This window comes from Microbacterium tenebrionis (assembly GCF_903645325.1).
In the GTDB taxonomy this organism is placed as follows: domain Bacteria; phylum Actinomycetota; class Actinomycetes; order Actinomycetales; family Microbacteriaceae; genus Microbacterium; species Microbacterium tenebrionis.
In genome coordinates this window covers 116,633-138,231 of the sequence record NZ_CAHJXQ010000002.1, presented here as the reverse complement: position 1 = coordinate 138,231, position 21,599 = coordinate 116,633, and the positions used below count along the sequence as shown (strand labels likewise).

Genomic DNA, 21,599 nt, shown 5'->3' with positions numbered 1-21,599 from the left:
CTTCCGCCTCCCCCGCAGTAGAATCGACGGGTCCGGCCGAGCCGGTGCTCGAAAAAAGGGCACGAAGCAGGCAACGCATCGAAGCGCCGCGCGAGACACATACGGAATCCATCCCGATACCGTCTCGAAAGGCTCCACCATGCCCTCCGTCTCCGCACACGTCGCCCTCACCCTCGCTCAGCACGTCGACCACGTCTTCGGCGTCATGGGCAACGGCAACGCCTACTTCCTCGACGCTCTCGAGCGCGACACCGGTGCCGAGTTCACGGCGGTCCGCCACGAGCAGGGCGCCGTGGTCGCCGCCGATGCGCACTACCGCGCCTCGGGCAGGATCGCAGCGGGCACGGCGACCTACGGCGCCGGGTTCACGAACACGCTCACGGCTCTGGCCGAGTCCGTGCAGGCCCGCATCCCGCTCGTGCTCGTCGTCGGCGACGAGCCGACGTCGGGCCCGCGGCCCTGGGACGTCGATCAGATCGCGCTCGCGTCCGCCGTCGGCGCGCGCACGTACACGGTCGGTCGGGCGGATGCTGCGGCGACCACGATCATCGCGGTCGAGCACGCCCTCACGTATCGGGTGCCCGTGGTGCTTGCGGTCCCCTACGACGTCGCGTCGCTCGAGGCGGGCGCGGTGCCGGATGCGCCGGCTCCGCGCGTTCCCGCAGCGCTCGCCCCCGCGGGCGAGTTCGCCGACGGGATGCTCGACGAGATCGCTGCGGCGCTGCGCGGCGCCGAGCGTCCGTTCCTGCTGGCCGGGCGCGGAGCGTGGCTGGCGGGCGCGGGTGAGCCCCTCGGCGCTCTGGCGGACGCGACCGGTGCCCTCACAGCATCCACCGCTCTGGGCCGCGGCGTGTTCCCGGCTGCCGAATACGACCTGGGAGTCACGGGCGGTTTCGGCGCCGAGGACGCGATGCGGCTCGTGCGCGAGGCCGATGTCGCGGTCGTGTTCGGCGCGTCGCTCAATCAGTTCACGATGCGCTTCGGCGACCTCTTCGCACCCGGGACACGGGTGTTCCAGGTCGATGTCGCGCCGGCGGCGACGCACGCGCACATCGGCGGCTTCGTGCGCGGCGACGCCCGCCTCGTCGCCGAGGCCCTCGTCGCGCGCCTCTCCCCCGCTCTCCCCGCGCACAACTTCGGATCCCAGGCTGAACACGCCGCGGATCCGGGCGGCGCCGACGGCGAGTCGCCCGCGGCATCCGAAGCTGTGCCCGGCTTGGGCGCGGAGCAGAAGCATGAGCAGGGGCGGATGCCGTGGCGGGAGAGCGTCGATGTCGCCGCCGCCCGCACGTATGACCGCGGCGACGACCTCGCCCCGGGCGGCCGACTCGACCCGCGGTCCGCTGCTCGCCGCATCGCCGAGATGCTGCCGGCGGATCGTGTCGTCGTCTCGGACGGCGGACACTTCATCGGCTGGGCCAACATGTACTGGCCGGTGGCATCCCCCGATCGGATGATGATGGTCGGAACAGCTTTCCAGGCGATCGGGCAGGGCTGGCCGAGCGTGGTCGGCGCGACCCGTGCCCGTCCGGAATCGACGATCGTGCTCACGAGCGGCGACGGCGGCGGTCTCATGGCCATCGCCGACCTCGAGTCGGCGGTGCGCTCCGCCGGCGGACGCGGCTGCGCCGTGATCTGGAACGACGCCGCCTACGGCGCCGAGGTGCACCTGTACGGGCTCAAGGGCCTCGCCGAGGACCCGATGCTGATCCCCCAGGTCGACTTCGCGGCATTCGCCGCCGCCGTCGGTGCCGAGGGCGTCGTCGTCGAGACCCTTGCCGACCTGGACCGCCTGGCGACGTGGTCTGCGCAGCCCGCCGAGGAGCGTCCGTTCCTGCTGTTGGATCTGCGGGTCTCCCCCGCCGTCGTCGCGCCCTATCAGCAGGAGATCATCCGGGTGAACAGCTGAGAGGGCTGGTCGTCGCGTGGTCCGATAGGCTCCTCGCCATGGCAGAAGACCCCGAGGTCCTGCGGTACAGCGCATTCGCGGCGACTGCGGAGGGCGGCAATCCGGCCGGGGTCGTGCTGGACGCGTCGCGCCTGGACGACGCTGCGATGCAGCGGATCGCCGCCGAGGTCGGGTACTCGGAGACCGCGTTCGTCGTCGGCCAGGATGCCGATGAGCCGACCTATCGCGTTCGGTTCTGGTCACCCGCCGCCGAAGTCCCGTTCTGCGGCCACGCCACCGTGGCGACGGCGGTCGCTCTGGCCGAGCGCGACGACGCGGGACGTGTCGCGTTCGAGACGTTGGGCGGGCGGGTCGAACTGCGGTCGGCGACCGACGAGACCGGAGCCGTGACGGTGTCCTTCACCAGCGTGGACCCCGAGGTGCGCGACATCGACGACGAGGTGCGGGATGGCCTCCTGGCGCTTCTCGGACTCACCGGCGCCGACCTCGATCCCCGCTTTCCCGTCCGCGAGGCGTACGCGGGCAACTGGCATCCCATCGTGGTCATCGCCGAACTCGACCTGTTCCACCAGTTCCGTTTCCTTCCCGCCGATGTCGCGGCGATCATGCGCGAACTGGGCTGGCTGGGCACGGTGACGGTGCTGCACGAGCTCCGCCCCGGGGTCTTCGAGGCCCGCAACCTCTTCCCGGTCGGCCGGATCACCGAGGCCCCGGCGACGGGTTCTGCTGCGGCATCCACCGGAGCGTACCTGCGCGAGCACGGCTACCCGGAGCGCACGATCCGCATCGAGCAGGGCCGTCATGTCGGCAGGCCGAGCGCGCTCGTCGTCACGATCCCCGACTCGGGCGGCATCGAGGTCACCGGCGGCGCGACGCGGATCCGCTGACCAGCCCTGTCACTCGATCAGTTCGAGCCCCTGCACGCGGACCTGCTCGAGGTCGAGGTTCGCCGAGATTCGGCGGACGATCATGTCGTCCACGGCACCGGAGCGGCGTAGGCCGAAGAGCACCTCGCGCTTGTGATCGAGAACCGCGAGCTTGAGGCGGGCGAACTCCTCATGACGGATGATCGGCGACCGTTGCTCGAGATCGACGTCAGTGGAGGTCGCGACCATCTGCAGCGTCGTGCCCCGCACGCCGATCGCCGAGGCCTGCACGTCCGTCGACGCGTCGCCGAACTCGACGGATTCGTCGGCGAGCGGATCGGGCGCGTCGAGCATGTCCTCCATCGCCCCGACCTCGGCGTCGATGAGCGCGCGCTCCCTCGCCATCGCCCGTGCGTTCGCGAGCTCGAGGCGCTCATACCCCTCGCGCCTCACGCGGTCACGGATCTCGTCGCTGATGCCGTTCTCGGCGGCGAGGGCATCGAGGGCGGTCATGGCGGCGCCCGAGATCGCGCGCTCGGCGAGTTCGAACTCCTCGTCCTCGCCGTGGTCGACCGGAAACCGCGCCCAGCGGACGACCGCCGGCAGCAGCGGGCCCTGCACCAGCAGGCTCAGCAGGATGACCCCTGCGGTGACGAAGATGATGTCGTCGCGGCCGTCCAGCGGCGCACCGTCGGGCGCGGCCAGCGGCACGGACAGCGCGATCGCGAGCGACACAGCGCCGCGCATGCCTGCGACCGTCGTCACGATCTGCATGCGCGTGCGCAGTCCGCGCGGAGGCCGCGCACTCTCTCCGACGCGCTGGAACGGCATCGCCAGCAGCTGGAACGCGAACCGCACCGCGAGCAGCACGAGCCACACGGCGAGTGTCGCGAGCACGAGCCAGCCGATCTCGCGCAGCGAGGTCTGGTGCACGACCCATTGCACCTCGATCCCGATGAGCACGAACAGCGCGCCGTTGAGGAGGAACACTCCGAACGGCCACACCGTCTCGGCCTGACGGCGGGATGCGGCGGTGCTGATCGCCGGATTGATGTACGCGACGATGAGCCCTGCGACGACCACGGCGAGCACACCGGAGGCGTGGATCATCTCGGCGACCATGAACGCCGTGAGCGGAACGAGCAGCAGCGTCACGTTGATGACGATGGTCGCCCGCGGGGTCCGCAGCAGCAGCCAGGCGAGAGCGGCGACCACGACGCCGACGGCGATGCCGCCGAGGTACGAGACGATCACGCTCCAGGTCACCGAGAGCGGGGTGATCTGCCCGCCGACGGCGAGCGAGACGGCGATCGCGTACAGAACGAGAGCCGTGCCGTCGTTGGTCAGGCTCTCGGCCTTGAGCTTCATGAAACTGCGCCGCGGCAGAAGCCGACCCAGGGCCGCGACCGCGGTGGCATCGGGTGGCGCGACCGCGGCGCCGAGAATCAGAGCGATCTCCCACGGCATCCCGAACAGCACGCCGACAGCCGCCACGGCGAATGCGGAGGCGACCACCAGCAGAGTGCTCATCGGCAGGATGTACCGGAAGTCGCGACGGATCGACCGCAGCGACGTCGTCAGGCTCTCCCAGAACAGCATGACCGGCAGGAACAGCAGCAGGACGGTCTCGGGCGGCAGCTGAACCTCGCGCAGCGCCGGGACGAAACCGAGCAGCAGACCGAACACGACCAGCACCAGGGGCAGCGCGAGGCGCACCCGCGGCGCCAGCAGCGTTCCGACCAGGATCGTCAGTCCGAGCAGGACCGTGACCTCAAGACCCTCCATGCGCGCACCCCATCCGCCGTCACGAGTGGGCGCGACGTGCGAAGAAGCACAGCGCCCGTCAGGCAAACGGTATTCCCGTCGGTGCGCGCACGGAAGAGGTTCACCCCTGCGCGCTGTAGTCCGGCAGCTCCTGCAGAGTCCACGTGTTGCCGTCGGGGTCGTCGAAGGTCACGAAGCGGCCCCATGCCTGCTCGTCGACCCCGTTCGCCTCGACGCCGGCGTCACGCAACTGGGCCAGCGCGGCATCGGCATCGGGCACGACGACCTGGATCGTGTTCTGCTGACCCGGCTCGAGGTCGAGCCCCAGGCCCTCGCCGAACGCGATCGAGCAAGCCGAACCCGGCGGCGTCATCTGCACGAACCGCAGGCCCTCGTGGACGACCTGATCGTGATCGGCGTTGAACCCGATCTTCACGTAGAAGTCTTTCGACCGGTCGACGTCGCTGACCGGCACGTGGATGAGTTCGATCTTCCAGTCCATCACTCACTCCTCCTGGCGAGCATCGGCGCCCGACCGCGGCCAACGCTACGCGCGGGGTCGGACATCGCACAGGGCACGGACGTCTAGATCCAGCCCTTGTCCTGCGCGATGCGCACCGCCTGCGCCCTGTTCGCCGCCCCGACCTTGCCGATCGCCGCCGACAGGTTGTTGCGCACGGTTCCCGCCGACAGGAACACCTCCGCCGCGATCGCCGCGGCGGACCGCCCGTCGGCCGCGAGCCGCAGCACCTGGCGCTCGCGCTCGCTCAGCGGGTTGGCGCCGTCGAACAGGCTGGCTTCGGCGAGCGCGGGATCGACCACCCCGAGCCCCACGTGCACCCGTCGAACGGCGTCGGCGAGCTGCTCGGCCGGCGCATCCTTCACGACGAAGCCGCTCGCACCGGCATCCAGCGCCGAACGCAGGTAGCCGGGTCTGGCGAACGTCGTCACGATGAGCACCCGGGTCGCAGGGCTCGCGGCCCGCACGGCCTGCGTCGCCGCGATCCCGTCCATGCCGGGCATCTGGATGTCCATGAGGCAGACGTCCGGCGCTGCGTCGGACGCGACGCGCACGGCCTCGTCACCGTCACCTGCGACGCCGACGACGGTGAGGTCGGCTTCGAGTTCGAGGAGAGCGGCGAGGGCTCCGCGGAGCATCGCCTGATCGTCGACGATGACGAGTCTGATCGGATCGGACGACGTCACCACGTCACCTCCACCCGCGTGCCGCCGCTCTCCGGCGCGCTGACGGCCAGGGTCGCGCCTCCCGTTGTCGCCCGCGCAGTCGCTCACGGCGAGCTGGATCCTGCGCGAAGCGACCACGAACGTGCTGCGGCATTCCCCTCGACGTGCAGGGCGATGTCGGCGGCGGCCAGAGCCTCGCGGCAGGACTGCAGCTGATCCGAGAGCGTCGCGCTGCGCACGCCGGCGACGGTCGCCCTGACGCCCGCGATCGCCTCCGCCGTGAGGAATTCGATATCGGCCAGCTCGGCCTTCGCGCGTTCCGGGTCGGTGTCCATGAGTCGGCGCACGAGCTGCGCCTTGATCTTCACGACCGTGAGCGAGTGCCCGACGAGATCGTGCACATCCCGCGCGACGGCCTCGCGTCCCTCGCTCGTGGCGAGCTCGAGCCCCAGCCGCTCGGCCTCGGCCGAGCGGATGATGAGACTCGTCGAGACCGTGTTCACGACGCCCAGCAGCACGATGATCGCGAGGATCGACACGTACGACAGGCCGTTCGGCGTCAGGAAGACGAGTATCGCCGTGATGGTGACGCTCGCGGCCGCCGTGACCCAGTGCGCGAGCCGGTTCAGACCGTACGAGGCGAACGACATGATGAACGGCAGGAAGCCGACGGCGTATCCGCCGATGCTGGGGATCGTCAGCGCGGCGCACGCGATCATTCCGCCGAAGGCGATCCACTGGATGGGCCTGGGCGGGTCGACGAGCCCTCCGCCGCCGAAGCTCATACCGTTGATGAAGCCGGCTACGTAGACGACGACGAACGTCGCGAACGCCGCCCAGCCCGTGACGATCCATACCTGCGCTGCCTCGGAGCGGGCGAGCTCGATGAGCGGGTACACGAGGAACACGAGCCAGATCACGGCCATCAGCCAGCCGTAGCGCTCCCACGGCGACCCGGAACCCTGCCGGGGCCGCCTGGCGCCGGACGCCGCCCATGCCGCCGGCGCGGCGCCGGCCTCTGAGGCCGACACCGCGTCGCGGGTCACGTCTTCCGCCATGCAGTCGACCCTAGCGGCGCGACCGCGAGCGCTTGACGCCCGCCGCGACGAGCACCGCGAAGATCACGAGCCACACCACGACGTTCAGCACGACCCCCCAGAGCGGATCGGTCTGCCCTGTGGTGAGGGTTCCCTCCGTGAGCGGCCAGCGGCTCAGCGCCACGAAGCCGTACAGCGGGGTGAAGCGGGCGATGTCGAGCATGACGCCGTCCAGCGGAATGAAGACGTTCCCGAAGAATGCGAAGAACGTCATCGAGATGGATGCGAGCGCCGCCGCCGTATCGGAGTTGAAGAACAGTCCGACGCCGAGGCCGTAGAGACCGAACATGAGCCCGATGCCGAGGATGATCCCGGCCGCAGCCCACCAGCGCCAGGCATCCGTCGCCTCGGCTCCCGTGAGGATGCCCGCCGCGAACACGAGCAGGACGGCCAATGCTGCGAACGCCACGGCGGTGAGCAGCTTGATCGTCGCGTACCCGGCGGTGCTCAGCGGCGTCATCCCGAGCTGGCGTCCCCAGCCCTGCTTGGCCTCGGTGGCGGCGAGCGAGGTGAGCGAGCTCATCGCGACGGCGGTTCCGTAGGCGGCCATCGAGACCATCACGTAGAACTTGACGTTCCCGTTGCCGGCCGACATCGAGCCGTAGCCCATGCTCGCCCCGAAGAGCAGATACATCGCCACCGGCATCCCGAGCGTGAACGCGAGCGTGTAGGGGTTGCGGATCTGGCGGATCGCCTCGACGCGCAGCATCGTGGGTGAGATCGACATGGTCATGATGGTCAGTCCTCCGTGAGAGCCGTGAAGGCGGTTTCGAGGGTGGGAGCGGCGATCTCCAGGTCATGGGCGCCGGCGTTCAGAAGGGCGGATGCCGCGGCATCCGAGTCGAGCGCCCGCAGCGTCACGCGCTCGGCGTCGACGCGCACGTCGCTGATGCCGTCGGTCTGCTCGAGCCCGCGGACCAGTTCCTCCGCCCCGACGGCGGGGAGGTCTGCGGCGAGCGTGCGCCCGCCGAGGTTGGCGCGCAGCTGCGCCGTGGCGGCATCGGCGACGATGCGGCCGCGATGCATGACGACGGTGCGCCGGGCGAACTGCTCGGCCTCCTCGAGGTAGTGCGTGGCGAAGATGATCGTGCGCCCGGCATCCGCATCGGCGCGCATGACGTCCCAGAAATGGCGGCGGGCGGTGACGTCCATGCCGGCGGTCGGCTCGTCGAGGACGAGGATGTCCGGGTCCGAGACGAGCGCGAGGGCGAACTTCACCCGTTGCTGCTCTCCGCCGGAGCATTTGACGATGCGCCGACGGGCGATCCGCGCGAGTTCCGTGCGCTCGAGGATCTCGGGGACCCTGGCGAGGGACTCGCGGCCGTGCAGAGACGCGATCACCTCGACCGTCTCGCGGACGGTGAGATCCGACAGCAGTCCGCCCGTCTGCAGAACACCGGCGATCACGCCGGAGCGCGCAGCCCTCACCGGCCGCTGCCCGTAGACCGTGATCGTGCCGTCAGTGGGATCGGTGAGTCCCAGCAGCATGTCGAGCGTGGTCGTCTTGCCGGCCCCGTTGGGCCCGAGCAGGGCGACGACCTCTCCGCGCCGAATGCTGAGATCGATGCCGTCGACGGCCTTGACGGCCCGCTCGCCGATGCCGAAGGAGCGCCGCAGGCCCGAGATGGCGACGGCATCGTCCTGGCCGGCGTCCTTCCGGGCTGCGGCCGCCTGCGTCGTGCGTGACTGCGTGTGCGCTGTTGTGCTCATGCATCCAGCCTGGTCGCGCGGGCGAGCACGATCAGGAGGCCGCTGTCACGGCATCCGCATGACACGTGTCACGCGGGCAGGAACACCCCGTCCAGGAACGACTCGAGTGCGGCGACACCGTCCAGCGGCAGGACGGCGTCCACGTACTGATCGGGGCGCACGACCACGACCACTCCGTCGCGCGACAGCTCGCACTCGTCGAAGATGTCGGTCCGGCACCAGGCATTGGGCGCCGCCGAGTACACCTTCTCCCAGTCGATCAGCCCGAGCGGGCCCGTCTTCGGCAGAAACAGCTCGGGCGATGGCAGCTGCTCGACCTCGTCGAAGCTCTCCTGATAGATCACCTTCGCATCGATCACGGCATCCGCATCGGCATCCGCCGGCGTGACCCGCGCGATCAACGGCGTCACGGCCGACGCCCACTCGCCGCTCTGCCAGCGTGCGACCAGTTCCGCGATGGAGACCACGGCGTCAGCGGCCGCCGGCACGTGGATGAGCTCGAGCCGCGCGCGTGCGCGCAGACCTCCGCCGAGACTGACCGCACCGATCTCGATCGCGTCGACCTCGGGGTTCACACCGAGCCGGGTGAGGGCGGGCTCACGCTCGTGCCGTACTTCGAGGGCGAGCGCACCCCGAATCTGCCGGATGCCACGGCCGCGTTGTCCGGCATGACGCTGTCCTCGACGACTAGGCCCAACCTCGCCCGCGCAGCCGTCGAAGGGATGCTGCGCGGCCTCGGCGCCGGAATCCAGGCGCTCCGCGACCTCGGCATCCCGCTCGAGCGCGCACTGCTGATCGGCGGCGGTGCGCAGTCCGAGGCCGTGCGCCGGATAGCCCCCGACGTGCTCGGCGTCCCGGTCGAGGTGCCGGAGCCCGCGGAGTACGTCGCTCTGGGCGCGGCACGACAGGCGAGCGGCGCGGTTCCGAGCGTGTGGCGGATGGGAAGGACTGCCCAAGCGGTGGAGGTGGCGGAATCATAGGATCTGCGGCAACACTGGACGCATGACCTTCGCATCCCTTCAGCCCCTCGCCGATCGCGCCGCCCTCTTCGCCGCCCTCCGCCAGGACGCGCTCTCCGAAGCCCTCGACAGCCTCGGCGAGCACCGGTGGGATGCCGACATGGCTGCGGGCACGCTCTCGTTCAGCTCGACCACCGACCCGTCGCGCATCCTCGAGACCCGTCCCCACCTGATCGCGACGATCGCGCCGGGACCGCGATCGATGCTGTGGGCATGGGCCCACCCCCAGGGCGACGCGCAGGGCGTGGCTGCGCAGTTGCGCGACTACGGCGCCCAGTACAGCCTCGACGAGCTCACCCAGGCCGAGTTGGCGTTCCCCGAGGATGCGCCAGCGAACGGTGACGAGCTCGGTGCGTGGATCGCCGACACGGCGCACCAGATCGGCAGGATCGCCGTCGAGATCACCGGGCGCTCGCCCTACTACTCCGCACCGATCGGCGGCGGCACCCGTGCGGTGTTCCTCCTCGATGCCCCGGTGCCGCCGACCACGGTCGCCGAAGCCGTCACGAAGATGCCGCGCCTGCTCGCGGGCCTCGAGCTCAGCGACGCCCGCGGGTCAGTGTGGGATGCCGCGCGCCTGGCCGGCTGGAACATGCAGTGGACCGACGAGGAGTTCACAGGCGCGACCGTCAGCGACGCGTCGGGGTCGGCCACGTTCCGGTTCGACGATCAGGCGCGCATCACGAACATCGAAGGCGCTCTCGGCGGGGGTGCCGCCGAAAGCGCCGCTGTGCCAAGCTGAGCGCATGAAGAGCTGGTTGATCCGCGCCGTCTCGCTGTACGTCTTCAACGTCGTCGTCCTGCTGCTGATCGGCCTGCTCATGCGCAGCGTGAGCGTCGGCTGGGACGCGCTGTGGGCAGCCGTCATCCTCACCCTCGCGACGCTGGCGCTCAAGCCCGTGCTCCTGAAGGCGTTCCGCGGAGCAGCCTCGAAATCGGCATCCAGCCGCACGAAGGTCGGCGAGAAGATCGTCCAGTACGTGCTGGTCTTCGTCGTCGAACTCATCGTCTGGGTGCTGACCGTGCTGCTGAGCGGCGTCGACGTCCGCGGATGGTTCTGGGGCTACGTCCTCCGCCGCTGTTCCTGCTGATCGCGTGGGTCATCTACGACCAGATCGACGACCGCATCGAGGCGAAGACGGGCGAGGTGATCGGCTCGGTCTCGTCGCGCACGAAGCGGACGGATGCCGCGGCATCCTCCCCCGCCTCCGCACCGGCCGCCTCGCCCGAGGCGAGCATCGGACGCGACGAGCTGCGCGATGGACTGACACCAGAGCAGCGTCGGATGCTCGACAACCTCTGAACGGGCTCGTTCAGTCGGCGGCGGACCGCTCCGCGGCCTCGACGACGTTCGTCAGCAGCAGTGCGACGGTCATCGGTCCGACCCCGCCGGGGTTCGGCGAGATGAAGCCTGCGACGTCCGCGACATCCGGATGCACGTCGCCGAACACCTTGCTCTTGCCGGTCTCGGGGTCGTCCTCACGCGTGACGCCGACGTCGAGCACTGCAGCACCCGGCTTCACGTCCTCGGCGCGGATCAGGTGCTTGACGCCCGCGCCGGCGACGATCACATCGGCCTGACGCAGGTACGGACTCATGTCGGGCGTGCCCGTGTGCACCTGAGTGACGGTCGCATTGATGTCGCGACGGGTCAGCAGCAGGCCCATCGGGCGACCGATCGTCACGCCGCGCCCGACGACCACGACGTGCTTGCCCCTGAGGTCGTAGTCGTTGCGCAGCAGCAGTTCGATCACACCGCGCGGCGTGCACGGCAGCGGCGTGTGGATCGGGGCATTGACGTTGAGGACGAGCCGGCCGAGGTTGGTCGGGTGCAGGCCGTCGGCGTCCTTGGCGGGGTCGATGCGCTCGAGGATCGCATCCGTGTCGAGATGCTTCGGCAGCGGCAGCTGCACGATGTAGCCGTGGCAGGCCGGGTCCGCGTTGAGCTCGTCGATCAGCGCCTCGACCTCTTCCTGCGTCGCATCGGCGGGCAGCTCGCGCTGGATCGAGTTCATCCCGACCGCCTCGGACTGCCGGTGCTTCATGCCCACGTACAGCTGGGATGCCGGGTCGGCGCCGACGAGCACGGTCGCGATGCCGGGAACGATCCCCTGCTCGCGCAGCGCCGCGACCCGCTTGGTGAGCTCGGCCTTGATCTCCGCCGCCGCGGCCTTGCCGTCGAGAATCCGTGCGGTCATGTCATTCCTCTCATCGACCACTGCGCCGAGACGGGGTTTGCAGCATGAGACTCGTGCCAGAGAGCCCCGTCTCGTGCCGCAAACCCCGTCTCGAGACGAGTGGGACTGCTGGTGCTTACTGCTGCAGGTCGGGGTACAGGGGGTACTGCGAGGCGAGGGCATCGACACGCGCGCGCAGCGCGGCGGCGTCGGCGCCGGGCAGCAGCGCGAGGGCGATGATGTCGGCGACCTCGGTGAACTCGGCATCCCCGAACCCGCGGGTCGCGAGGGCGGCTGTGCCGATGCGGAGCCCTGAGGTGACCATCGGCGGGCGCGGGTCGTTCGGGACGGCATTGCGGTTGACCGTGATGTGGATGTCGTGCAGCAGATCCTCGGCCTGCTTGCCGTCGATCGCGGCATTGCGCAGATCCACGAGCACGAGGTGCACGTCGGTGCCGCCGGAACGTACCGAGATGCCGGCATCCGCCACGTCCTGCTGCGTGAGCCGGTCGGCGAGGATGCTCGCACCACTGAGCGTGCGCTGCTGGCGATCCTTGAACTCCGGGGTCGCGGCGAGCTTGAACGCCGTGGCCTTCGCGGCGATCACATGCATGAGCGGTCCGCCCTGCTGGCCCGGGAAGACGGCGGAGTTGATCTTCTTCGCGACCTCGGGGTCGTTCGAGAGGATGAAGCCCGAACGCGGTCCGCCGATCGTCTTGTGCACGGTCGAGGAGACGACATGCGCGTGCGGCACCGGGTTGGGGTGCAGGCCCGCGGCGACGAGGCCGGCGAAGTGCGCCATGTCGACCCAGAGGTACGCACCGACCTCGTCGGCGATCTCGCGGAACTTCGCGAAGTCGAGCTGACGCGGGTACGCCGACCAGCCGGCGACGATGACCTTGGGCTTGTGCTCGATCGCCAGGCGGCGCACCTCGTCCATGTCGACGAGCGAGGTCTCGGGATCGACGCCGTAGGCGACGATGTCGTACAGACGGCCCGAGAAGTTGATCTTCATGCCATGCGTGAGGTGTCCGCCGTGATCGAGCGAGAGGCCCAGCAGCGTGTCTCCGGGGCGAGCGATGGCGTGCATCACGGCCGCGTTGGCCGTCGCACCGGAGTGCGGCTGCACGTTCGCGAACTCGGCGCCGAACAGCGACTTGACGCGCTCGATGGCGAGGGACTCGGCGACGTCGACCTCTTCGCAGCCGCCGTAGTAGCGGCGACCCGGGTAGCCCTCGGCGTACTTGTTCGTGAGCACCGAGCCCTGCGACTGCAACACCGAGACCGGCACGAAGTTCTCGGATGCGATCATCTCGAGGAATGTGCGCTGACGGTTCAGCTCGCGGTCGAGGACCTCGGCGATCTCGGGGTCGACCTCGGCGAGCGGGGCGTTGAAGTACGGATCGGTCATGGCGTTCTCCTGTCACACACGGGAAAGGGGGGTGTTCCTCATCGGCCCAGGCGCGCGGTCGAATTCCGTAACGGTCGCTCCCCGGTGGTGACCCACCCAGACGCCAGTCGCGACGGTTCGAGCATAGCGGACTCCCCCGTGCGCGATAGGTTTCTGTTCATGGTCTCCCGCGTCATCCACTCCGCCCGGCTGATCACCGACGGTGCCGAGACGCCCGATTCCTGGGTGCGATTCGAGGACGGGTACGTGACGGCCGTCGGCACGGGGCGCACCTGGACGGATGCCGACACCGTGGTCGATGCGATCGAGATCGCCGGGCAGGATGCCGTGCTCACCCCCGGTTTCGTCGACATCCACGCGCACGGGGGCGCCGGAGCAGCCTTCGACGACGGCGCAGACGCCATCCGCATCGCCCGCGACCTGCACTGCGCGCACGGCACGACCCGCTCCGTGATCTCGCTCGTGACCGCTCCGCTGGACGTTCTCGCAGAACAGGTCAGTGCGATCGCCGATCTCATGCGGACGGATGCCGACATCCTCGGCTCCCACCTCGAAGGGCCGTTCCTCGACCCGGCGCACCACGGCGCCCATGAGCCCTCGCTGCTGCGCGAACCGGCCGCGGCCGACGTGCAGCGCCTTCTGGATGCCGGTCGCGGAACCGTGCGGCAGGGCACGATCGCCCCCGAGCTGCCCGGCGGGCTCGACGCGATCCGGATCGTCGTCGCCGCGGGCTCTGCCGCCGCCGTCGGACACACGAGCGCGGATGCCGCGCAGACCGCCGCTGCCTTCGACGCGGGTGCGACGATCCTCACCCATGCGTTCAACGCGATGCCCGGCATCCACCACCGCGAGCCGGGGCCCGTGCTGACGGCGGCCGCGGATCATCGCGTGGTCCTGGAGGGGATCGCCGACAACGTGCACCTGCATCCGACGGTCATCAGGCTGCTGTTCGACTCCGCGCCGGGTCGCGTCGCCCTGGTGACGGATGCCATGGCCGCAGCAGGGAGCGCGGACGGCAGCTACGACCTCGGCGCCGTGAAGGTGACCGTGATGGACGGCATCGCCCGGGCCGACGACACCGGATCGATCGCCGGGTCGACCCTCACCCAGGATGTCGCACTGCAGCGCTCGGTCCAGGCGGGTGTTCCACTCGCCGATGCCGTGCGCGCGCTGACGGCGACGCCGGCGCACGCGGTCGGTTTCGGCGCGCAGCTCGGGAGTCTCGCGCCCGGCTTCCTCGGGGATGCCGTGGTGCTGGATGCGCGGCTGCAGGTGCGGCATGTGCTGACAGGCGCGCGCATTCGCTGACGCTTGGGCCGGACCGGCCGGGGGCCGCCGCCGCGGCAGCGGCCCCAGCGCTTCTCCGGTCGAGAGAGCCGGGCCCGGGCGCTCCTCCCCCGAGGCTCCCGAGCCCGGCCGACCAGCGCCCTGCCCCCGCGCTGGTGCCAGAACACCGTTCCCCTGAGGAGTTCATGGCCGTCTCTGATTGATGAGACGACGACGTACCCGTTTCATTACGCGGAATGGTGAAACTTTTCCCGGGAGCGTTCCCGCGACTTGTTCACAGGGGTGGTCTCACTCAGCATTTCGAGAGACAATGGCTCGGGCGCGCGCGGAGAACCGTTCCACGCGCCCATGCCTGTGGAGGCCCACGACCGCCCCACGACCGATGGAAGATTGTGCACCACGACCTCGAGACCGACCAGACCGCCGACGCCGATCTGATTCTGCGCACGCGATCCGGAGATGCCACCGCGTTCAGCGAACTGTGGCGACGCCACTACCCCTCCGGTATGGCTGTCGCACGGTCGATCACCTCGAGCATCGATCCCGACGACCTCGTCCAGGAGTCGTACACGCGCATCTATCAGGCCGTCCTCAAGGGAGGCGGTCCGAACGGATCGTTCCGGGCGTACCTGTTCACGAGCATCCGCAACACCGCCGCCGCCTGGGGTCGCGCCCGCCGCGAGATGCCCATCGACGAACTCGAGTCCGTCGTCGATCCCGACAGCACCGATGAGGCCGTCGGCGACGCGCTCGACCGCAGCCTCACTGCGCAGGCGTTCCGGAGCCTTCCCGTCCGCTGGCAGGAGGTGCTGTGGTACACCGAGATCGAGCAGATGAAGCCCGCCGAGGTCGCCCCACTGCTCGGGATGAAGGCCGGTGCCGTCTCGCAGCTCGCCTTCCGCGCCCGCGAGGGCCTGCGCGAGGCGTGGATCCAGGTGCACGTGCAGAGCACGTCCTCGGATTCGGAGTGCCATTGGACGATCGCGCATCTCGGCGCCCACTCCCGCGGCAACCTCAGCACCCGTGATCAGAAGCGCATGGACGCGCATCTCGACGACTGCACCCGGTGCCTCATCGTCGCCGCCGAGGCGAAGGACGTCTCCGGCCGCCTCGCGCTCGTCATGCTCCCGCTCGTCCTCGGCGTCGCCGGGGCCGCCGGCTACGCGCAGCTCCTCCAGCACGGCGGTGTTCCCGCCGTCGCAGCGGCGACGATGCCCGTGAGCGTCGTGGCGGGCCCGGCGTCCGCCGATGGCGGCGCCGGCTCGATCGGCGTCGAGGGCGCGGTGCTCGGCGGTACGGGCACCACGACCGGCGGCACCGTCTCGGGCGGCGCGATCACCGGTCTCGGCGCTCTCGTCGGCGCGGGCTCTGCAGCTCTGGTCGTCGCCGGCGTCGTCGCGGCCGCCACGATCGTCCCCGGCCTGGTCAGCGCCAGCCCCATCACGTCCCTGCCGAGCGCCGGGGATGCCGACGGCTCATCGATCTCGTCCGAGGTCCTCCCTTCTCGCGACATCGAGTCCGAGGAGATGCTCGTCCTCGAACTCCCGGCTCCCGAGGAGGAGCACGAGACGCCCGCCCCGCGCGATGTCCCGCCCCGAGCACGGCTCCGCAGGAGCAGACCGCCCCGCCCGCCGCGCCGGACGAGACCACCGCCGACAAGCCGGCGAGTGGCGAGGGCGGCGATGAGAGCGAGACCGTCGAACCGCCGACCGGCCCGGGTGAAGAGGTCGATCCCGAGGAGCCCGGCGAGCCGGTGGACCCGGTCGACCCCACCGACCCGACCAACCCCACGGACCCCACGGATCCCGATGTTCCGGACGGCGGCGGCGAGACCGTGACCCCGAGCCTGAACCCACCCCCACGCCCGAGCCGGAGCCCGAGCCGACGCCCATCACCGGCCCCGTCGCCCTCGGGCAGACCGAGGTCTGGATCGACGGGAGCCTGAAGACGCATCTGACCACGCCGGTCACCGGCGTCCCCGGCACGACGGTGCAGGCGCTGATCGACGGAAGCACGGGAGGAGCCGATCAGATCGTCCTCGACGACGCGGGCAGCGGCACCATCGACCTGCGCCCGACGCTGTCCCAGATCCTCCGCGACGCCGACGTCACGATCCAGTACGTCACGGACGATGGCCCGATCCATCCGATCCACACGACTCTTTCCGCGCTCGGCGGCGCACAGGCTCTCGCCGCGTCCGCGGACACCGCGACAGCCGAGGGGACCGCGCCCGCCGAATAGACTGGAGGCATGTCCGAAGCCACAGACGCCGTGCCCGGTGTCAACCGTCCGAACATCACTCCGCTCGACATCATCCGGGCCGTCGTCCTCGTCGCAGGTCTCGCCTCACTGGCGCTGTGGGGCTTCGCGATGTGGGAGTTCCCGTGGAACCTCGTCTTCGGCATCGGCACGCCGCTCGTCGTCCTCGTCGTGTGGGCGCTGTTCCTCTCGCCGCGCCCTGTCCTGCGGCTGCATCCCTTCATCCGCGCCGCGGTCGAACTCATCATCTACGCCGGCGTCACGCTCGCCTGGTGGTCGATGGGCCAGGCATGGGCGGGCGTCGCGTTCGCGGTGGTCGCGGTCGCCGCCGGGCTGTTCGCGGGTCGGAGAAGCCTGAGGTGAGCGCCCTCGCGGCACTGCGCGACGCCCTCGGCGACATCGTCGACGTCTCGGATGAGACCCTCGAGACGGCGCGCGCGGACCGCTCCGGGCACCGCTCCCCCGGCAGGCCCATCGCTGTCGTCCATGCGCGCACCGTCGACGACGTCCAGCAGACGATGCGGATCGCCGCCGCGACGCGGACGCCCGTCGTCGTGCGCGGCGCTGGCACCGGCCTCGCCGGCGCTGCGAACGCCGGGCCCGGCGAGATCGTGCTCTCCACCCTCCGGCTGAACCGTGTGCTCGAGGTCCGCCCCGACGACCTCCTCGCCGTCGTCGAACCCGGCATCCTCAACGCCGACCTCAACGCCCGCCTCGCCGAGCACGGTCTGTGGTGGGCGCCCGACCCCGCCAGCCGCGACATCTCGACGGTCGGCGGCAACATCGCCACCGGCGCGGGCGGACTCCTGTGCGCCAAGTACGGGGTCGTTCGGGATGCCGTCCTCGGCGTCGACCTCGTGCTCGCCGACGGGCGGCTTCTGCACCTCGGGCACCGCAGCGTCAAGGGCGTCACCGGGCTCGATCTGACTTCCCTCGTGATCGGCTCCGAGGGCACGCTCGGCGTCGTCGTCGGCGCGACGCTCAAACTGCGGAGGATCACGCCGGGCGACACCTGCACGCTCACGGCGCTGTTCCCGACCGTGCGCGCGGCGGCCGTCGGATCCGCCGCGATCACGGCATCCGGCGTACAGCCCGCGATCATGGAGTTGATGGATGCCGCGGCGCTCACGGCCGCCCACGACCTCCTCGACCTCCCGGCGCCTCCGGTCGGGGCCTCGCAGTTGACGATCCAGACCGACGGCCCGGCGGCCGCCGCCGAGGCCGAGAGCATCGCGGGCACGTTGCGCGCGGCCGGCGGCGACGTGATCGTCACGACCGATCGCGCCGAAGGCGAGCGCCTCCTCGCGATCCGCCGCGCGATGCATCCGGCGATGGCGGCGCTCGGCACGACGCTCATCGAGGACATCGCCGTGCCCCGCAGCGCGCTGCCCGACATGTTCGACGAGATCGCGCGGATCGAGCAGACCTACCGCCTCGCCATCCCGACGGTCGCGCACGCCGGCGACGGCAACCTGCACCCGAACTTCATCTTCGACGGCGACGAGGTTCCCGCGGTCGTCTGGGACGCCGCCGACGAGCTGTTCCGCGCCGCCGTGCGCCTGGGAGGCACCCTCACCGGCGAGCACGGGATCGGGATACTCAAGAGCCGGTGGCTCGCCGACGAACTCGGTGACGATCAGTGGGAGCTGCAGCGGCAGATCAAGCGCGTCTTCGATCCGCTCGGCATCCTGAGCCCCGGGAAGGTGTTCGCCGATGCCTGACATCCACGTCAGCGCCGCCGTCATCGACGACGGGCACGGCCGTATCCTCGTGGTCCGAAAGCACGGCACCACCGCGTTCATGCAGCCCGGCGGCAAGCCCGAACCGGGCGAGAATCCCGCGCAGACACTCGCCCGTGAGCTCCACGAGGAGCTCGGCCTGCACGTCGCGGAGACCGCGATGCGGCCGCTCGGCCGATTCGTCTCCGCCGCGGCGAACGAACCCGGCCACCGGGTGATCGCCGACGCCTTCTCGTTAACGATCGATGCGGATGCCGTGAGCGTCCAAGCCGAACTCGCCGAGCTCCGCTGGATCACACCCGACGCGATCGGGACGATCGAACTGGCGCCGCTCAGCCTCGAGCACCTGCTGCCGATCGCGTGGCCGGCCCTTCGACAGGCTCAGGGATCGGAGCAGGAGCGGCGCAGGGACTCCTAGATCCCCTGCCAGGCCGGCTTGTTGGCGAACGTGTATCGGTAGTAGTCGGCGAGCGTCAGCTCGGAGGCCGCCGCCTCGTCGACCACGACAGTGACGTGCTCGTGCAGCTGGATCGCGGAGCCCGGCAGCATCGCGCTGACCGGACCCTCGACGGCCGCGGCGACGGCCTTCGCTTTGCCTGCGCCGAACGCCAGCAGCACCAGGTGGCGCGCCCGCAGGATCGTGCCCAGGCCCTGGGTGATGCAGTGCATCGGAACGTCGTCGATCCTGTCGAAGAAGCGCGCGTTGTCCTTCCGCGTCTGCTCAGTGAGCGTCTTGACCCGCGTGCGCGATGCGAAGGACGAACCGGGCTCGTTGAACCCGATGTGACCATCTGTGCCGATGCCCAGGATCTGCAGGTCGACCCCGCCGACAGCCTCGATCGCTGCCTCGTAGTCGTCGCCGGCGTGCTCGACGCCGTCGATCTGCCCGTTCGGCGTACGGATCAGTGCGGGGTCGAGCCCGAGCGGCTCGACGACCTCGCGGGTGATCACGGAGCGGTAGCTCTCGGGGTGCGCCGGGTCGATGCCGACGTACTCGTCGAGTGCGAATCCGCGCACGCGCGAGACGTCGAGTCCCGCGACTCGGGGCGCGAGCGCCTCGTACACGGGCAGCGGCGTCGATCCGGTCGCGAGCCCCAGCACGGCATCCGGCTTGGCAGTGATCAGGCGGACGATCTCGTCGGCGACCAGCGCTCCGGCGGCGGGGGCGTTCTCGACGATGACGACTTCAGCCATGTGCGGCGATCTCCTGTTCGAGGGCGGGTGATTCGATTGTTTCGGAGCGGGAGCGCTCTAGGAGACGCCGAGCTGGCTCGAGAGCACCATCACGGCCGCACCGCGCAGCACGATGTCCGGCTGCTGCGTCGGCCGGATCACGACGTCGTCGAAGACGCCCTCGAGCGTGCGCGAGCGCAAGGTCCTCGTCGCCGCATCGATGAACACCCCGTCGAGCAGGTCGACGGGGCCTGCCAGCACGATCTCCGACAGATCCAGCGCGGTCACGATCGGGGCGATGGCGATCGCCATGCGCGTGCCGGCATCGCGCAGCACGGCATCGCGCGACGAGGGGACGGCTGCGATCTCGTCGCGGAGCCTGCTGACGCTGAGCCAGGCCTCCAGGCATCCGTCGCGCCCGCAGACGCAGTGCGGGCCGCCGTCCGTGCCGACGACGACGTGGCCGATCTCACCGGCGGCGTAGCGGCTGCCCAGCAGCGGCTGACTGCCCGAGATGAGCCCGGCGCCGACCCCGAAACCGATTTTGATGAGGATGAAGTCCGAACGCGCCCCGCCGAAGGTGTACTCCGCGAGCACCGCGGCGTTGGCGTCGTTGCGGGCGATCACGGGCATGCCGAGGTCGCGGCCGAGTTCGGCCTCCAGCGCGAAGTCCGTCCATCCGAGGTTCGGCGAGCTGAGCACGACACCGTCCGGACGCACGATGCCCGGGGTGCCGATGCCGACCCCGAGGAGGGTCGCGGTGGATGCGGCGACGAGCTCCTGCGCCAGCCCTCGGACGGCGGCGTAGGCTGCTTCGCCGTCGGATTGCGCCGGACGGGGGATCTCGCGGCGCTCGATCACGTCGCCGTCGAGTGTGAGCACGGCGCCGCGGTACGCCTCCGCGTCGGAGAGGTCAAGGCCGATGATCTGATGGCCGAGCCGGTCGATGTCGATGAGGATCGGGGGCTTGCCCGGTCCGACCGTCTCGCGGATGCCGAGCTCGACGACGATGCCGTCCGAGATGAACTCCGCGACCAGGTCGGAGATGGTGACGCGGGTGAGCCCGGTCTCCCTCGACAGGTCGGCCCTGCTCATCGACCCCGAGTGATAGAGCGTCTGGAGGACGAGTGCCCGGTTGTGGCCCCTCGCATGCTCGGGGAGCACCTTGGTGCGCGAACGCAGGTTCTGGGCGGGCCCGAAGGCATGCGTCGCCGAGCCGGTCCGCACGGCCGGTGCCGTCTGTCGCGATTCACCTGTGTCGGTCATTCGTCGTCGCTCGCTTCGGGGACAGTGGTCTGCGCATGCAGGAGGCCGTCGACCAGCTCGGCGACGATCCGCTCTCGATCTGCGAAGCCCATCGGCTTCCCGGGGATGCCGTCGCGTCGCTGAAGGGGTGTCGGGCCCTGAAGCCGACGATACTGCACGCCGGAGGCCGCCAGACGCCGCAGGTGCACGGGCAGTCGCCGGAGGAATCCGGTGAGATCGCCGGGTTCTCCCCCGGCCCACAGCCGCTCGGCGATCGCGCTGAGCCGGGGGAACATCGCGTAGTCGACGCGGTCCCTGCTCGGCAGCGCGTAGAACCCGTCGTCGTGGATCTGGAACGCGCCGGAGCGCAGGACGATCTCCGCCTCATCGCGCAGCGGTGCGAGCACGGCTGCTGCGCGATCCGGGAAAACGCTGCCGCCGGCGGTGAGGATCGGGCGCGTGCCGCCCTCGTAGTGCAGGCGGCTGTGCAGTTCGACGATCGTGCCGAGCAAGTCGTCGACCGCGCGGACCGACTCCGGGCTGCGATCGGGACCGAACGGCCCCTCGTAGCCGCCGGCGCCGGCCAGACGCAGTCCGGGCGGCGTGCTGAAAGCCGACAGTCTCAGACCGGCCGTCGGCGGCTCGCTGAGGCGGAGGCCGTGAGAGCCCGCGGGGAACGCCTTCGCCCAGGTTCCGAGCACAGGATCCGGAATTAGTAGAGGCATCTAACAAGGCTACTAGGCTGAGAGCATGAGCTA

The 21,599-nt window shown here is 70.2% G+C and carries 24 protein-coding genes and 1 riboswitch; of the genes, 12 read left to right on the top strand and 12 right to left on the bottom strand.

Annotated features, from left to right (window positions below):
• Positions 1 to 139 precede the first annotated feature (139 nt).
• Positions 140 to 1,909: a thiamine pyrophosphate-binding protein gene (locus HWX58_RS04035; protein WP_175985762.1), complete on the top strand. Its 1,770-nt coding sequence runs from the start codon at positions 140 to 142 to the stop codon at positions 1,907 to 1,909.
• A 38-nt stretch (positions 1,910 to 1,947) separates the two neighbouring features.
• Positions 1,948 to 2,796: a PhzF family phenazine biosynthesis protein gene (locus HWX58_RS04030; protein ID WP_175985761.1), complete on the top strand. Its 849-nt coding sequence runs from the start codon at positions 1,948 to 1,950 to the stop codon at positions 2,794 to 2,796.
• Between the two features lie 9 nt (positions 2,797 to 2,805).
• On the opposite strand, the gene HWX58_RS04025 is transcribed toward HWX58_RS04030, so the two are convergent.
• The 7 genes from HWX58_RS04025 to HWX58_RS03995 form a co-directional block, all read right to left on the bottom strand.
• Positions 2,806 to 4,560: a Na+/H+ antiporter gene (locus HWX58_RS04025; RefSeq protein WP_175985760.1), complete on the bottom strand. Its 1,755-nt coding sequence runs from the start codon at positions 4,558 to 4,560 to the stop codon at positions 2,806 to 2,808.
• A 100-nt stretch (positions 4,561 to 4,660) separates the two neighbouring features.
• Positions 4,661 to 5,041 carry a VOC family protein gene (locus HWX58_RS04020; RefSeq protein ID WP_175985759.1) on the bottom strand — a complete coding sequence of 127 codons (381 nt, stop codon included), beginning with the start codon at positions 5,039 to 5,041 and terminating at the stop codon, positions 4,661 to 4,663.
• Between the two features lie 83 nt (positions 5,042 to 5,124).
• Positions 5,125 to 5,748, bottom strand: a complete 624-nt coding sequence (locus tag HWX58_RS04015; protein WP_175986127.1) for a response regulator — start codon at positions 5,746 to 5,748, stop codon at positions 5,125 to 5,127.
• 80 nt (positions 5,749 to 5,828) lie between these two features.
• Positions 5,829 to 6,782, bottom strand: a complete 954-nt coding sequence (locus HWX58_RS04010) for a sensor histidine kinase (protein WP_175985758.1) — start codon at positions 6,780 to 6,782, stop codon at positions 5,829 to 5,831.
• A 10-nt stretch (positions 6,783 to 6,792) separates the two neighbouring features.
• Positions 6,793 to 7,548 (bottom strand): ABC transporter permease, encoded by a 756-nt coding sequence (locus HWX58_RS04005; RefSeq protein WP_175985757.1) that lies wholly within the window; start codon positions 7,546 to 7,548, stop codon positions 6,793 to 6,795.
• Between the two features lie 11 nt (positions 7,549 to 7,559).
• Positions 7,560 to 8,531: an ABC transporter ATP-binding protein gene (locus tag HWX58_RS04000; protein ID WP_175985756.1), complete on the bottom strand. Its 972-nt coding sequence runs from the start codon at positions 8,529 to 8,531 to the stop codon at positions 7,560 to 7,562.
• Between the two features lie 68 nt (positions 8,532 to 8,599).
• Positions 8,600 to 8,998, bottom strand: a complete 399-nt coding sequence (locus tag HWX58_RS03995; RefSeq protein WP_250646084.1) for a hypothetical protein — start codon at positions 8,996 to 8,998, stop codon at positions 8,600 to 8,602.
• A gap of 21 nt (positions 8,999 to 9,019) precedes the next feature.
• On the opposite strand from HWX58_RS03995, the gene HWX58_RS03990 reads away from it, so the two are divergent.
• From HWX58_RS03990 to HWX58_RS03975, 4 genes are read left to right on the top strand one after another with little or no spacing between them, the layout of a single operon-like run.
• Positions 9,020 to 9,511 (top strand): FGGY-family carbohydrate kinase, encoded by a 492-nt coding sequence (locus tag HWX58_RS03990; protein WP_438268236.1) that lies wholly within the window; start codon positions 9,020 to 9,022, stop codon positions 9,509 to 9,511.
• A 22-nt stretch (positions 9,512 to 9,533) separates the two neighbouring features.
• Positions 9,534 to 10,292 (top strand): DUF6882 domain-containing protein, encoded by a 759-nt coding sequence (locus HWX58_RS03985; protein ID WP_175985755.1) that lies wholly within the window; start codon positions 9,534 to 9,536, stop codon positions 10,290 to 10,292.
• 4 nt (positions 10,293 to 10,296) lie between these two features.
• A complete protein-coding gene (locus tag HWX58_RS03980; RefSeq protein WP_175985754.1) occupies positions 10,297 to 10,641 on the top strand; it encodes a hypothetical protein in 345 nt (114 codons plus the stop codon).
• Positions 10,602 to 10,853, top strand: a complete 252-nt coding sequence (locus HWX58_RS03975; protein WP_175985753.1) for a hypothetical protein — start codon at positions 10,602 to 10,604, stop codon at positions 10,851 to 10,853. The genes HWX58_RS03980 and HWX58_RS03975 overlap by 40 nt, the downstream gene beginning before the upstream one ends.
• 10 nt (positions 10,854 to 10,863) lie before the next feature.
• On the opposite strand, the gene HWX58_RS03970 is transcribed toward HWX58_RS03975, so the two are convergent.
• Entirely contained in the window at positions 10,864 to 11,748 is an 885-nt protein-coding gene (locus HWX58_RS03970; RefSeq protein WP_175985752.1) for a bifunctional methylenetetrahydrofolate dehydrogenase/methenyltetrahydrofolate cyclohydrolase, read from the bottom strand.
• 115 nt (positions 11,749 to 11,863) lie between these two features.
• Positions 11,864 to 13,138, bottom strand: coding sequence for a serine hydroxymethyltransferase (glyA, locus tag HWX58_RS03965; RefSeq protein ID WP_175985751.1), 1,275 nt, complete (start codon positions 13,136 to 13,138; stop codon positions 11,864 to 11,866).
• Between the two features lie 37 nt (positions 13,139 to 13,175).
• A riboswitch (ZMP/ZTP riboswitch) is annotated at positions 13,176 to 13,259 on the bottom strand.
• Between the two features lie 38 nt (positions 13,260 to 13,297).
• Between glyA and nagA the strand changes: the two genes are divergently transcribed.
• From nagA to HWX58_RS03935, 6 genes are all read left to right on the top strand, one after another.
• Positions 13,298 to 14,446 carry an N-acetylglucosamine-6-phosphate deacetylase gene (gene nagA / locus HWX58_RS03960; protein ID WP_175985750.1) on the top strand — a complete coding sequence of 383 codons (1,149 nt, stop codon included), beginning with the start codon at positions 13,298 to 13,300 and terminating at the stop codon, positions 14,444 to 14,446.
• Positions 14,447 to 14,817: 371 nt separating this feature from the next.
• A complete protein-coding gene (locus tag HWX58_RS03955) occupies positions 14,818 to 16,263 on the top strand; it encodes a sigma-70 family RNA polymerase sigma factor (protein ID WP_175985749.1) in 1,446 nt (481 codons plus the stop codon).
• Positions 16,264 to 16,414: 151 nt separating this feature from the next.
• Positions 16,415 to 16,666 (top strand): hypothetical protein, encoded by a 252-nt coding sequence (locus HWX58_RS03950; protein WP_175985748.1) that lies wholly within the window; start codon positions 16,415 to 16,417, stop codon positions 16,664 to 16,666.
• A gap of 9 nt (positions 16,667 to 16,675) precedes the next feature.
• Positions 16,676 to 17,047 (top strand): YrdB family protein, encoded by a 372-nt coding sequence (locus HWX58_RS03945; RefSeq protein WP_175985747.1) that lies wholly within the window; start codon positions 16,676 to 16,678, stop codon positions 17,045 to 17,047.
• Complete coding sequence (locus HWX58_RS03940) at positions 17,044 to 18,405, top strand: FAD-binding oxidoreductase (protein WP_250646083.1); 1,362 nt, start codon at positions 17,044 to 17,046, stop codon at positions 18,403 to 18,405. The genes HWX58_RS03945 and HWX58_RS03940 overlap by 4 nt, the downstream gene beginning before the upstream one ends.
• Entirely contained in the window at positions 18,398 to 18,841 is a 444-nt protein-coding gene (locus tag HWX58_RS03935) for an NUDIX hydrolase (protein ID WP_175985745.1), read from the top strand. The genes HWX58_RS03940 and HWX58_RS03935 overlap by 8 nt, the downstream gene beginning before the upstream one ends.
• Here the strand turns inward: HWX58_RS03935 and HWX58_RS03930 are convergent.
• From HWX58_RS03930 to HWX58_RS03920, 3 genes are read right to left on the bottom strand one after another with little or no spacing between them, the layout of a single operon-like run.
• Complete coding sequence (locus HWX58_RS03930; protein WP_175985744.1) at positions 18,838 to 19,617, bottom strand: glucosamine-6-phosphate deaminase; 780 nt, start codon at positions 19,615 to 19,617, stop codon at positions 18,838 to 18,840. The genes HWX58_RS03935 and HWX58_RS03930 overlap by 4 nt on opposite strands.
• A gap of 57 nt (positions 19,618 to 19,674) precedes the next feature.
• Complete coding sequence (locus HWX58_RS03925) at positions 19,675 to 20,862, bottom strand: ROK family transcriptional regulator (protein WP_175985743.1); 1,188 nt, start codon at positions 20,860 to 20,862, stop codon at positions 19,675 to 19,677.
• The gene (locus HWX58_RS03920) at positions 20,859 to 21,566 is read right to left on the bottom strand and encodes a type III PLP-dependent enzyme domain-containing protein (RefSeq protein ID WP_175985742.1); all 708 of its coding nucleotides are present in this window, start codon (positions 21,564 to 21,566) and stop codon (positions 20,859 to 20,861) included. Before HWX58_RS03920 ends, HWX58_RS03925 begins: the two co-directional genes overlap by 4 nt.
• Between the last annotated feature and the right edge of the window lie 33 nt (positions 21,567 to 21,599).